Origin of the sequence: Kocuria sp. KD4, assembly GCF_011769905.1 — a bacterium.
In the GTDB taxonomy this organism is placed as follows: domain Bacteria; phylum Actinomycetota; class Actinomycetes; order Actinomycetales; family Micrococcaceae; genus Kocuria; species Kocuria marina.
In genome coordinates, this window is record NZ_CP050449.1 from 714,986 (window position 1) to 728,657 (window position 13,672).

The 13,672-nt window shown below is 67.4% G+C and carries 8 protein-coding genes; all 8 read left to right on the forward strand.

Annotation, left to right across the window (positions count from 1 at the left end; all coding sequences use genetic code 11):
* Positions 1-60: 60 nt before the first annotated feature.
* The 8 genes from rpoB to HBK84_RS03310 all read left to right on the forward strand — a co-directional run bounded on the left by rpoB (position 61) and on the right by HBK84_RS03310 (position 13,609).
* Positions 61-3,570, forward strand: a complete 3,510-nt coding sequence (gene rpoB / locus HBK84_RS03275) for a DNA-directed RNA polymerase subunit beta (RefSeq protein ID WP_131332461.1) — start codon at positions 61-63, stop codon at positions 3,568-3,570.
* A gap of 65 nt (positions 3,571-3,635) precedes the next feature.
* A complete protein-coding gene (locus HBK84_RS03280) occupies positions 3,636-7,526 on the forward strand; it encodes a DNA-directed RNA polymerase subunit beta' (RefSeq protein ID WP_167318183.1) in 3,891 nt (1,296 codons plus the stop codon).
* Positions 7,527-7,794: 268 nt separating this feature from the next.
* Entirely contained in the window at positions 7,795-8,571 is a 777-nt protein-coding gene (locus HBK84_RS03285; protein WP_167318184.1) for an IclR family transcriptional regulator, read from the forward strand.
* 188 nt (positions 8,572-8,759) lie between these two features.
* The gene (locus HBK84_RS03290; protein WP_167318185.1) at positions 8,760-9,959 is read left to right on the forward strand and encodes a 4-hydroxybenzoate 3-monooxygenase; all 1,200 of its coding nucleotides are present in this window, start codon (positions 8,760-8,762) and stop codon (positions 9,957-9,959) included.
* A gap of 45 nt (positions 9,960-10,004) precedes the next feature.
* Complete coding sequence (pcaH, locus tag HBK84_RS03295; RefSeq protein WP_085106480.1) at positions 10,005-10,817, forward strand: protocatechuate 3,4-dioxygenase subunit beta; 813 nt, start codon at positions 10,005-10,007, stop codon at positions 10,815-10,817.
* Positions 10,810-11,382, forward strand: coding sequence for a protocatechuate 3,4-dioxygenase subunit alpha (gene pcaG / locus HBK84_RS03300; RefSeq protein ID WP_064845221.1), 573 nt, complete (start codon positions 10,810-10,812; stop codon positions 11,380-11,382). Before pcaH ends, pcaG begins: the two co-directional genes overlap by 8 nt.
* Entirely contained in the window at positions 11,382-12,824 is a 1,443-nt protein-coding gene (locus HBK84_RS03305; RefSeq protein WP_167318186.1) for a lyase family protein, read from the forward strand. The genes pcaG and HBK84_RS03305 overlap by 1 nt, the downstream gene beginning before the upstream one ends.
* Positions 12,821-13,609, forward strand: a complete 789-nt coding sequence (locus HBK84_RS03310) for an alpha/beta fold hydrolase (protein ID WP_167318187.1) — start codon at positions 12,821-12,823, stop codon at positions 13,607-13,609. Before HBK84_RS03305 ends, HBK84_RS03310 begins: the two co-directional genes overlap by 4 nt.
* Positions 13,610-13,672: the final 63 nt, after the last annotated feature.

A 13,672-nucleotide genomic window follows, 5' to 3' on the forward strand; every position in this document is an offset into this window, starting at 1 on the left:
CCCTTTTTCTCTCCCCGGGAACCTCGCGTATTCACTGCATGTCTGTGGAAGGATCACATCTTGGTCGCCTCGAGCACCGATACGAACGTCTCCGCCAACCACCCCACGAGTGATAACACTCCTCGCCGCGTTTCTTTCGCGAAGATCCACGAACCGCTGGACGTCCCCAACCTGCTTGCTCTGCAGACCGACAGCTTCGATCGGCTGGTCGGCAACGAGCGCTGGCAGGCACGCGTGGTCGAAGCCCAGGAGACGGGTGACACCAGCGTTCCTACGACCTCCGGTCTGTCTGACATCTTCGAGGAGATCTCCCCGATCGAGGACTTCCAGGGCACCATGTCCCTGTCCTTCTCCGAGCCGGAGTTCTACGACCCCAAGTACACAATGGTCGAGTGCAAGGACCGCGACGCGACCTTCTCGGCCCCGCTGTACGTCAAGGCCGAGTTCATGAACAACAACACGGGCGAGATCAAGCAGCAGACCGTGTTCATGGGCGACTTCCCCCTGATGACCGACAAGGGCACGTTCGTGATCAACGGCTCCGAGCGCGTCGTCGTCTCCCAGCTCGTGCGTTCCCCGGGTGCCTACTTCGAGAAGGGCCAGGACCGCACGTCCGACAAGGACATCTACTCCGCCAAGATCATCCCGTCCCGCGGTGCATGGTTCGAGCTCGAGATCGACAAGCGCGATCAGGTGGGTGTGCGCCTGGACCGCAAGCGCAAGCAGTCCGTGACCGTGCTGCTCAAGGCGCTGGGCTGGACCGAGTCCAAGATCCTCGAGGAGTTCGGCGAGTTCGACTCCATCCGCGCGACGCTGGAGAAGGACACCACGGAGACCCGCGAGGAGGCGCTGCTGGACATCTACCGCAAGTTGCGCCCGGGGGAGCCGCCCACGGTGGACGCCGCCCAGTCCCTGCTGGACAACATGTACTTCAACCCCAAGCGCTACGACCTCGCCAAGGTGGGCCGCTACAAGCTCAACCGCAAGCTCGGTCTGGACAAGCCGTTCACGGACTCGGACGCCTCGGTGCTGTCCCTCGACGACATCGTCGCCATGATCCGCTACCTCGTGACCCTGCACGACGGCGGCTCCACCATGCCCGGTACGCGTGACGGCGAGGCCCGTGAGATCCACGTGGACGTGGACGACATCGACCACTTCGGCAACCGTCGCATCCGCGCGGTGGGCGAGCTGATCGAGAACCAGATCCGCACGGGTCTGTCCCGCATGGAGCGCGTGGTGCGCGAGCGGATGACCACCCAGGACGTCGAGGCGATCACGCCGCAGACCCTGATCAACATCCGCCCGGTCGTGGCCGCGATCAAGGAGTTCTTCGGAACCTCCCAGCTGTCGCAGTTCATGGACCAGAACAACCCGCTCGCGGGCCTCACGCACAAGCGTCGTCTATCCGCGCTGGGTCCCGGTGGCCTCTCCCGCGATCGCGCGGGCATGGAGGTCCGTGACGTGCACCCCTCGCACTACGGCCGCATGTGCCCGATCGAGACGCCGGAAGGCTCGAACATCGGTCTGATCGGTTCGCTCGCGACCTACGCGCGGATCAACCCGTTCGGTTTCATCGAGACGCCCTACCGCCGCGTCGTGGACGGCACCGTAACCAACGACGTCGTCTACCTCACCGCGGACGACGAGCGCGGGCTCACCATTGCGCAGGCCAACGCCCCGTTGACCGACGACGGTCGCTTCGCCGAGGATGCCGTCCTCGCGCGTGCCTCCGACGGCTCGGGTGAAGCGGTGCTCGTGGCCCCCACGGACATCGAGTTCATGGACGTGTCCCCGCGCCAGATGGTGTCGGTGGCCACCGCCCTGATCCCGTACCTCGAGCACGACGACGCCAACCGCGCGCTCATGGGCGCCAACATGCAGCGTCAGGCCGTGCCGCTGCTCACGTCCGAGGCGCCGCTCGTGGGCACAGGTATGGAGCGCTACGCGGCCCTGGACGCCGGCGACTCGGTGCTGGCCACCAAGTCCGGCGTGGTCGAGGAAGTCTCCGCGGACCTCGTGACCGTCCTGAACGACGACGGCACCACCAAGCTCTACCCGATCAACAAGTTCGTGCGCTCGAACCCGGGCAACACGTACAACCAGCGCGTGATCGTCTCCGAGGGCGACCGCGTGGAGCCCCGCACCGTGATCGCGGACGGACCCTCCACCGACCACGGTGAACTCGCACTGGGCAAGAACCTGCTGATCGCGTACATGTCCTGGGAAGGCCTCAACTACGAGGACGCCATCATCCTGTCCCAGCGCATGGTCTCCGAGGACGTCCTGACGTCCATCCACATCGAGGAGCACGAGATCGACGCCCGCGACACCAAGCTCGGTGCCGAGGAGATCACCCGTGACATCCCCAACGTGTCGGAAGAGGTGCTCTCCGCCCTGGACGAGCGCGGCATCATCCACATCGGTGCCGAGGTCCAGGCCGGTGACATCCTCGTGGGTAAGGTCACGCCCAAGGGCGAGACCGAACTGACCCCGGAGGAGCGGCTGCTGCGCGCGATCTTCGGTGAGAAGTCCCGCGAGGTCCGTGACACCTCCCTCAAGGTTCCCCACGGCGAGTCCGGCACCGTGATCGGTGTGCGCGTGTTCGACCGCGACGACGAGGACGACGACCTCCCGGCCGGCGTCAACCAGGTCGTGCGCGTGTACGTGGCGCAGAAGCGCAAGATCACGGACGGCGACAAGCTCGCCGGTCGTCACGGCAACAAGGGCGTCATCTCCAAGATCCTGCCCATCGAGGACATGCCGTTCATGGAGGACGGCACCCCCGTGGACGTGATCCTGAACCCGCTGGGCGTGCCCGGTCGTATGAACCTGGGCCAGGTGCTCGAGGTCCACACCGGCTGGCTCGCCAAGCAGGGCTGGAACATCGAGGGCGACCCCGAGTGGCTGCACGGTCTGAGCAACTTCCCGAAGTCCACCGGTCCCACTAACGTGGCCACCCCGGTGTTCGACGGCGCGCGCGAGGACGAGATCTTCGACCTGCTGGACCACACCAACCCCACGCGGGACGGTGACCGCTTGATCGGGCGTTCCGGCAAGGCCAAGCTCTACGACGGCCGTTCCGGTCAGCCGTTCCCGGACCCCGTGTCCGTGGGCTACCAGTACATCTTGAAGCTCCACCACCTGGTGGACGACAAGATCCACGCGCGCTCCACCGGCCCGTACTCCATGATCACCCAGCAGCCGCTGGGCGGTAAGGCGCAGTTCGGCGGTCAGCGTTTCGGTGAGATGGAGGTGTGGGCGCTCGAGGCGTACGGCGCGGCCTACACCCTGCAGGAACTGCTCACCGTCAAGTCGGACGACGTCCACGGCCGCGTCAAGGTGTACGAGGCGATCGTCAAGGGCGAGAACATCCCTGAACCGGGTGTGCCCGAATCCTTCAAGGTGCTCATCAAGGAAATGCAGTCCCTGTGCCTGAACGTGGAGGTCCTCTCCGCGGACGGTAACGCGGTGGAAATGCGTGATTCCGAGGACGACAGCTTCCGGGCTGCGGACGAACTCGGTATCGACCTCTCCCACTCCGAGCCCAGCTCGGTCGAAGAGGTCTGAGACCCCTTTCGTTCATCGATCAGCCCGAACACACTTCAGGATTTTAGAAAGAGGGACAGGACCTTATGTCCAACGATTCTTCACTGGGCCTCATGCGTATCGGCCTCGCGACCGCGGATCAGATCCGCGGCTGGTCCTACGGCGAGGTCAAGAAGCCCGAGACCATCAACTACCGCACGCTCAAGCCTGAGAAGGACGGCTTGTTCTGCGAGAAGATCTTCGGCCCCACCCGGGACTGGGAGTGCTACTGCGGTAAGTACAAGCGTGTGCGCTACAAGGGCATCATCTGCGAGCGCTGCGGCGTGGAGGTCACGCGCGCCAAGGTGCGTCGTGAGCGGATGGGTCACATCGAGCTCGCCGCTCCCGTGACCCACATCTGGTACTTCAAGGGCGTGCCCTCGCGCTTGGGATACCTGCTGGACCTCGCCCCGAAGGACCTCGAGAAGGTCATCTACTTCGCGGCGTACATGATCACGTCCGTGGACGAGCAGGCCCGTCACGACGACCTGCCCAACCTGCAGGCCGCGATCGACCGTGAGAAGAAGCAGCTCGAGGACACCCGCGACGCGGACATCAACGCGATCGCCCGTGACCTCGAGAACGATCTCGCGCGCGTCGAGGAAGAGGGTGGCAAGGCCGCCGAGAAGCGCAAGCTGCGCGACTCCGCGGACCGCCAGATGGCGAACGTGCGCAAGCGCGCCGATCGCGAGATCGACTACCTCGAGAAGGTCTGGGACCGCTTCAAGAACCTCAAGGTCAACGACCTCGAGGGCGACGAGGCCCTGTACCGCCAGATGGTGGACCGCTACGGCATGTACTTCGAGGGCTCCATGGGCGCCGAGTCCATCAAGAAGCGCCTCGAGACCTTCGACCTCGCCGCCGAGGCCGAGGCCCTGCGCGAGACCATCGCCACTGGCAAGGGCCAGCGCAAGACCCGTGCGCTCAAGCGCCTCAAGGTGGTCAACGCGTTCCTGACCACGGACAACTCGCCGCTCGGCATGGTCCTGGACGCCGTCCCGGTCATCCCGCCGGAACTGCGCCCCATGGTCCAGCTGGACGGCGGCCGCTTCGCGACGTCCGATCTCAACGACCTCTACCGTCGTGTGATCAACCGCAACAACCGCCTCAAGCGGCTGCTGGACCTCGGTGCGCCCGAGATCATCGTGAACAACGAGAAGCGCATGCTCCAGGAGGCCGTGGACTCGCTGTTCGACAACGGCCGCCGCGGTCGCCCGGTCACGGGCCCCGGCAACCGTGCGTTGAAGTCGCTGTCCGACATGCTCAAGGGCAAGCAGGGCCGCTTCCGTCAGAACCTGCTGGGCAAACGCGTGGACTACTCCGGTCGTTCCGTGATCGTGGTGGGCCCGCAGCTCAAGCTGCACCAGTGCGGGCTGCCCAAGCAGATGGCGTTGGAGCTGTTCAAGCCCTTCGTGATGAAGCGCCTCGTGGACCTCAACCACGCGCAGAACATCAAGTCCGCCAAGCGGATGGTGGAGCGCTACCGCCCGCAGGTGTGGGACGTGCTGGAAGAGGTCATCACGGAGCACCCCGTGCTGCTCAACCGCGCACCGACCCTGCACCGTCTGGGCATCCAGGCGTTCGAGCCGCAGCTCGTGGAGGGCAAGGCCATCCAGCTGCACCCGCTCGTGTGCGGCGCGTTCAACGCCGACTTCGACGGTGACCAGATGGCCGTGCACCTGCCGCTGTCTCCGGAGGCGCAGGCCGAGGCGCGTGTGCTGATGCTGTCCTCGAACAACATCCTCAAGCCCTCGGACGGCAAGCCGATCGCCCTGCCCTCGCAGGACATGATCATCGGCCTGTACCACCTCACCACCGTGCGTGAGGGTTGGGCCGGGGAGGGCAACAGCTACTCCTCCGTGGCCGAGGCCATCATGGCCGCGGACTCCGGTGAGCTGCACCTGAACTCGCGCTGCAAGATCGAGCTCGAGGACTTCGTGCCGTACGCCGGGTGGGAAGCGCCCGAGGGCTGGGAACAAGGTCAGCCCGCCGTCGTGGAGACCACGCTTGGTCGCGTGCTGTTCAACGAGACGCTGCCTGCCGACTACCCGTGGGACGAGAACGTCGCGGACAAGAAGCACCTGTCCGCGCTCGTGAACGACCTCGCAGAGCGTTACCCCATGACCCAGGTGGCCAAGACCTTGGACAACCTCAAGGACGCCGGCTTCCACTGGGCCTCCCGATCGGGTGTCACCGTGGCCATCTCGGACATCGCCACCCCGCCGGAGAAGCCCGCCATCATGGAGGGCTACGAGGCGCAGGCCGCGCGGATCCAGGGCCAGTACGACAAGGGTCTGATCGACGACGACGAGCGCCGCTCCGAGCTCATCGACATCTGGTCCAAGGCCACCGACGAGGTCGCCGAGGCCATGCGCAACAACCTGACCGCCGGGAACACGATCAACCGGATGGTCTCCTCCGGTGCACGTGGTAACTGGATGCAGGTGCGTCAGATCGCGGGTATCCGTGGTCTGGTGGCGAACCCCAAGGGCGAGATCATGCCCCGACCGATCAAGTCCTCCTACCGTGAGGGCTTGTCCGTGTTGGAGTACTTCATCGCGACCCACGGTGCGCGTAAGGGCCTCGCGGACACCGCTCTGCGTACCGCCAACTCGGGTTACCTGACCCGTCGTCTGGTGGACGTCTCGCAGGACGTGATCGTGCGAGAGTCCGATTGCCAGACGGTGCGCGGGTTGACCCTGCCGCTCGCGGACATCACCGACACCGGTGTGCGCACGCTGCACGAGGACATCGAGAACACGGTGCACGGCCGCGTGCTGGCCAGCGCCGTGGCGGACGAGAACGGCGAAGTGCTTGCCGAGGCGGGCGCGGACATGTCCGATGCCATAATCAACAAGCTCTACAACGCCGGTGTGGACCAGGTGCGCGTGCGCTCGGTCCTCACGTGCGAGTCCGCCGTGGGCGTGTGCGCCGCGTGCTACGGCCGTTCGCTGGCCACCAACCAGTTGGTGGACATCGGCGAGGCCGTGGGCATCGTGGCCGCCCAGTCCATTGGTGAGCCCGGTACCCAGCTGACCATGCGTACGTTCCACACCGGTGGTGTGGCGTCCTCGGACGGTGACATCACGCAGGGTCTGCCCCGTATCCAGGAGCTGTTCGAGGCCCGCACGCCCAAGGGCGTGGCCCCCATCTCCGAGGTGGCCGGCCGGATCCGCATCGAGGACACGGACAAGTCGCTGAAGATCGTAGTGGTCCCGGACAACGGTGACGAGGAGTTCGCCTACCCGGTGCTGCGCCGCGCCAAGCTGCTCGTCGCGGACGGCGATCACGTGGAGGTCGGTCAGCAGCTCGTGACCGGTGCCGTGGACCCCAAGGAGGTACTGCGTATCCGCGGTCCTCGTGAGGCGCAGAAGCACCTCGTGGATGAGGTCCAGGGCGTGTACCGCTCCCAGGGCGTGGGTATCCACGACAAGCACGTGGAGGTCATCGTGCGCCAGATGCTGCGGCGCGTGACCATCATCGAGTCCGGCGACACCTCGTTGCTGCCGGGTGAGCTGGTGGACAACGTGCGCTTCCTCGAGGCCAACCGCGCTGCGGTGGCGGAGGGCAAGCGTCCCGCGGCCGGGCGTCCGGAGCTCATGGGCATCACCAAGGCCTCCCTGGCCACGGACTCGTGGCTGTCCGCCGCGTCCTTCCAGGAGACCACCCGTGTGCTCACGCAGGCCGCCATGGAGGGCAAGTCGGATCCGCTTCTGGGTCTGAAGGAGAACGTGATCATCGGTAAGCTCATCCCCGCCGGTACCGGTCTGGAGCGGTACAACAGCGTGGACGTGGAGCCCACCGAGGAGGCCAAGGCCTCCATGTTCACGGATCCCTCCGCGTTCACCGATTTCAGCTACGCCGAGGAGAACGCCGGGGGGCTCGGTTCCGAGTTCCATGCGATCCCCCTGGACGACTACGATTTCGGCGGTCACTGAGCCGAGTAGGCGTGTGATCTGAGAGCCCGGGTGGGCTTCCCTTCGGGGAGGGCCACCCGGGCTCTCGCGTACCCGGACCCGTTCCGGACGACGGCGCGGTACCCGGCCACCGCGCCCCGGTTGCGACCGACCCGAACGCGTTCGTCCCGGTCGCGGCCACCCTCGCCGCGGCCTCGTGCCGGGAGAGGCACGGCCGCGGGGTCGTAGGCTGGAGCGGGCAAGGATCCCGCGGTTCGGCTTTCGCGGGAGCCATGAGCGGAGGCGAAGCATGGCCAACTCGGCGTCCGGTGAATCACTGATCACCCGGTTCGATCGCGTCCTGGACGCGTTCGGCCCCGCGCGTCCCGAGCTGACCTTCCGCGAGATCTGCGCGGCCACCGGGTTGCCATCCTCCACGGTGCACCGGATCCTGGGGGACATGAAGCGCGCGGGATGGCTCGAGTCCGGTTCCGCGCAGACCTACCGGGTGGGGACCCGGTTGTGGGAGCTCGCGTCCCGCGCGGCATCCGCCGAGAACCTCGCGGCGGTCGCGATCCCGTTCATGTCGGACGTGCACGCGGTGTTGCGCCAACACGTGCACGTGGGGGTGATCGAGGGCCACGACGTCCTGTTCGCCGAGCGGATCGCCGCGAGTGACTCGGCGGTCCCACTGCGCTCGATCGTCGCCGGACGCCTTCCACTGCACCGCTCGGCCACGGGTCTCGCCCTGTTGTGCCACTGTTCGGACGAGTTCATCGCGCAGTACCATGACGTCGCCGCGGCGCGGGCGGTCGCGGACGAACCGGGCGGTACCCTCGTGGGCAGGGAACGCTTCGCGGAGGACCTGCGGGTCTTCGCGCAGCGCGGTTATGCGATCCAGCGCGAACGCATCGACGAGGGCAGTGGGGGAGTGGCGGTCCCGCTCAAGGTCCCCCCGGGGCACCGCGCAGCGGCCCTCGGAGCGGTGCTGCCCCTGAGCGACATGCGGGATCCGGATGTCTCGGCCATCGTGCAAACGTTACGGGTTGCTGGCCACGGGATCTCCCGCGCCCTGGGGGCATTCTGACAACCCCGTGTGGGTGATCTTCGCGGGAAACACCTCCGCCCAAGGCGCAACGGGGAGCCGCGTACCGGCCGCAGCGATGTCGTACCCCGCGTCACAGACGCGGCCCCCGTCCCATTGAACGGAATCAATGAGATACGCGCCATATGGCTCCAACATAATGTGACCCACGACGTGCGCAAGGAGGACACATGCTCGAGGAGCGAACGATCATCGACACCCAGGTGGCCATCGTGGGGGCGGGGCCCGCCGGACTGATGCTCTCCCACCTGTTGTACCGGGCCGGGATCGACAACGTGGTCGTGGAGAAACGCAGCCACGACGAGATCGCCAATACCCACCGTGCGGGCATCCTCGAGGCGGGGACCGTGCAGATGCTCGCCGAGACCGGCGTGGACGGGCGCGTGCTGTCGCACGGCCACGAGCACGAGGGCACCGTGCTGCGCTTCGAGGGCGAGAGCCGTCGCATCGACTCCCAAAAGCTCGTGGGTCAGTCCGTGTGGCTGTACCCCCAGAACGAGGTATTCGCGGATCTTGCGGCGGCGCGCGAGCGCGACGGCGGTGACGTGCGCTGGGAAGTCACGGACACCGAGGTCCGGGACCTGACCACGGAGCAGCCCACGGTGCTGTGCACCACCAAGGAGGGCGAGAAGCTCGAGATCCGTAGCCGCCTGCTCGTGGGCGCGGACGGTTCCAAGGGCATCTGCAAGCGTCAGATCCCGCAGGACGTGCGCACGGACAATTTCATCGAGTACCCGTTCGCGTGGTTCGGGATCCTGTGCGAAGCGCCGCCGTCGGCACCCGAGCTGATCTACGCGAACTCGCAGTACGGTTTCGCGTTGATCTCGCAGCGCAGCGGCACCGTGCAGCGCATGTACTTCCAGTGCGACCCCAACGAGAACGTGGACGACTGGGACGACGAGCGGATCTGGACCGAGTTGCAGCGGCGCATCGACGGCCCGGACGGGTTGCAGCTGCAGCGCGGGCCCATCTTCGACAAAACCGTGCTGCCGTTCCGCTCGTACGTGTGCGAGCCCCTGCGCTACGGGAACATGTTCCTGGTGGGGGACGCCGGGCACACCGTGCCGCCCACGGGCGCCAAGGGTCTGAACCTCGCGTTCTGCGACGTGCGGGTGCTCGCGCCGGCGATCATTGAGTTCTTCGGTTCCGGTGACGAGCGCGGGTTGGCCGGGTACTCCGCCAAGGCCCTGGACCGGATCTGGAAGGCCCAGAACTTCTCGTACTGGGTCACCAACCTGATGCACGTCCAGCCGGGGGAGAACCCCTTCAACATGAAGCGCCGCCGGGGCGAGTTCGAGACCGTCACGAACTCCACGTACGGCTCGGGCTACTTCGCCGAGTCATACACCGGCTGGCAGGACCGCACCTGAGCACACCGGACCCAGACTCCGATCCACTCACCCAAGGAGATGATCATGACCACCGAGAACGACGACACCTTCGACCCGCCGTACGTCAAGGGCGCGGACGACGCCGCCGACACCCAGAACCAACTCAACGACGAGATGGCCGCCATCAGCAAGCAGTACGAGAAGGCTGGCACGGAGGAGACCCAGCCTCGTCTGGACTACGCCCCGTACCGCAGCTCGATCCTGCGTCACCCCACCAAGGACCCCCGTCACGCGGACCCGGAGACCATCGAGCTCTACGCGCCGGCCTTCGGCCAGCGGGACGTGCACGCGCTGGAGTCGGATCTGACAATCCAGGACGGCGGCGAGCCCATCGGTGAGCGGATCCGGATCTCCGGGCGCATCCTGGACGGCGACGGCCGCCCCGTGCGCAACCAGCTCGTGGAGATCTGGCAGGCCAACGCCGCCGGTCGCTACATCCACAAGCGCGATCAGCACCCGGCCCCGATCGACCCGAACTTCACGGGCGTGGGCCGCTGTCTGACGGGTGACGACGGTTCCTACTCGTTCATCACCATTAAGCCGGGCCCGTACCCGTGGAAGAACCACCTCAACGCGTGGCGCCCCGCGCACGTGCACTTCTCGCTGTTCGGCACGGACTTCACGCAGCGCATGATCACCCAGATGTACTTCCCGGGTGACCCGCTGTTCGCGTTGGACCCCATCTACCAGTCGATCGTGGACCCCAAGGCGCGCGAGCGTCTCGTGGCGGACTACGACCACGACATCTCCGAGCACGAATGGCTGCTCGGTTACCGCTGGGACATCGTGCTGAGCGGTTCGAACCGAACCTGGACGGAGGACGACAGCAATGTCTGAGAACACTGAGCGCCTGGTGCCCACCCCGGGCCAGACCATCGGACCCTTCTACGGCTACGCGCTGCCCTACGAGGGCGGGGAGTTCCTCGTGGATCGTTCGCACCCGAACGCCGTGCGCCTGCACGGCACGGTGTATGACGGCCACGGCACGCCGGTTCCGGACTCCATGCTCGAGATCTGGCAGGCGGACGAGAACGGCCAGGTCTCGCAGGAGCCCGGTTCGCTCAAGCGGGACGGCTACACCTTCACCGGTTTCGGCCGCGTGGCGGTGGACAACGTGGGGCACTACGACTTCACCACGGTCAACCCCGGCCCCACCGAGGACGGCAAGGCCCCGTTCATCTGCCTCACGGTGTTCGCGCGCGGTCTGCTGAACCGACTGTTCACCCGCGTGTACCTCCCCGAGGATACGGACGCACTGACCAACGATCCGCTGCTGTCCTCGCTGTCCGAGGCCGAACGCGCCACGATGATCGCAGAGCGTCAGTCGGACGGCTCGTTGCACTTCGACGTGCACCTGCAGGGGGACCGCGAGACCGTGTTCCTGGCCTACCCGGGGATCTGATGATCTTCACCGGTCTTCTCACTCCGGGGAGCCACCGAGCCGCAGAGCTCGCCGACGACCGTGCCGTGGCCCGCGCGATCCTCCGTGTGGAGGACGCGTGGGTCGCGGCCCAGTCGCGGTCCGGGCTCGTTGCGCCCGGCGCCGCTCGGGCGGCCCACGCCGCAGCTGAAAGCGTGGCGCTCGACGAAGCGGCCCTGAACGACCTCGCGGTCGCGTCCGAGGGCGGAGGCAATCCCGTGATCCCCCTGCTCGCGGCCTACCGTGCAGCGGTCACCGAGGAGAACGGCGCGCCGATTAGTGCGGTGCACGCCTCGTTGACCAGCCAGGACGTCATGGACACGGCCCTCGCGCTGGTGATGCGTGACGTCCGCTTGAGCATCCTCGCGCACCTCGCTCGCACGGGGGACGCTCTCGCTCGCATCGTGGCTGAGCACCGCGACACCGTGATGGTCGGACGGACCCTCACCCAGCACGCACTCCCCATTTCTTTCGGTCTCAAGGCCGCCTCGTGGCTCGCAGCGGTCGACGACGCCGTGGACGCCGTACTCGCCGCACGGCTTCCCGTGTCGTACGGCGGGGCGTCCGGGAGCCTGGCCGCCACGATGGCCCGCTGCTCCGATGGCGGAACGTCGGAGCAGACTTTCGGGCGGGTCACCGATTTGCTGGGCCACTGGGCGGACGAGCTCGGCCTGGAGCTGCCGAACGGTGTGTGGCACACCGACCGCGTGCCGGTGCTGCGGGTCGCGAGCGGCTACGCGCAGACCACCGCCGCGCTGGCCCGCATGGCCAACGACGTCCTCATGATGTCCCGGCCGGAGGTGGGGGAGCTGCGCGAACCCACCGCGGAGGGGCGAGGTGTTTCCTCGGCCATGCCGCAGAAGCAGAACCCCGTGCTGAGCGTGCTGCTCAAGCGCACGGGCATCGCGGCCCCGGGGCTGCTGTCCCAGGTGTTCGCGGGTGCGAGCGCCGCGGACGACGAACGCCCGGACGGCGGCTGGCATGCCGAATGGGCCGCGTTGCGCGAGCTCGCGGTACTGGCGACCGCGGCGTCGTCGCACGCTGCCGAGTTGGCCGGGGGGCTCACGGTGGACACCGAGCGCATGGCGCAGAACCTCGAGCGCGCGGGAACGGGCGTGATGGCGGAACGGCTGGGCGCGGCACTCGCGCCGGTGCTGAGCGAGCGCGAGGGCAAGAACGCGAAGCAGCGCGTGCAGGCCGCGGTGCGCGCTGAGCCGTGGGACGCGGACGCGCTCGCGAGCGCCCTGGCGCGGGAGATCGCGGCGGAAGAGGACCCGACTCTGCCCGAGGGAGTGTCTGTCGGGGATCCGCAGTCCGTGACCCGCTGGGTCCGGAGCCTGCTGGACCCGCGCGGTTACCTGGGCGCGTCGGGCGAACTGTGTGACCGGGCCGTGGCCCGGCACGAGGAAAGGACGACGGCATGACGGTTCCCGCACCGGGGCTCGTGGAATTCACCCGACCGCAGGACCTCGCGGAGGGTGCGCCCCTCGTGGTGCTCGGCCCCGCACTGGGCACCTCGGTCACCCATCTCTACGCGGCCGTGGCCCCGCTGCTGGCCGAGCGGTTCCACGTGATCGGCTGGGACCTTCCGGGCCACGGGGTCAGCGATCCCGCGCAGGAATTCACGCTCGGAGAACTCGCCCGCGCCGTGGCGGACGCCGTCACCGAGCACGCCGGTGCGCGGTCGTGGCACATGGCGGGGACCTCGATCGGGGGAGCGGCGGTGCAGCAATTGCTCGCCCAGGATCCCGAGCGGGTGGCGTCCGCGGCGTTGATCGCCACGAGCAACTACTTCCCGGACCCGCGGATGTGGCGCGAGCGCGCCGAGCTCGTGGCGAGTGCCGGCACACCCACCCAGGTGATCGGGTGTGCCAAGGCGTGGTTCGCCCCCGATTTCCTGGCCGAGCACTCGGAACGCGGGACCCCGTTGCTGCACGACCTGCAGGGGACGGACCGGTTCAGTTACGCCGCGGCCTGCCGTGCGCTGGGTGGTTTCGACCTGCGGGAGCGCACGCGCCCAGCGTCCGTCCCCACCGCAGTCGTGGCCGGTGCGCAGGACGCCATGGTGGGGCCCGACGTCGCCCAGGGTCTCGCGGACGCGCTGCACGCGCGCTGTGAGGTCGTCGACGACGCCGCCCACCTCGTACCTGTGGCCGCACCCGAGCTCGTGGCCCACACGATCGCGGAGCTCGTGGCGGCCGCGCGCTGACGCGGTCCACGCGCGCTCGATCGATCCGCGGCACCTGCGGGGAGCCGCAAGCGCACGAGACAC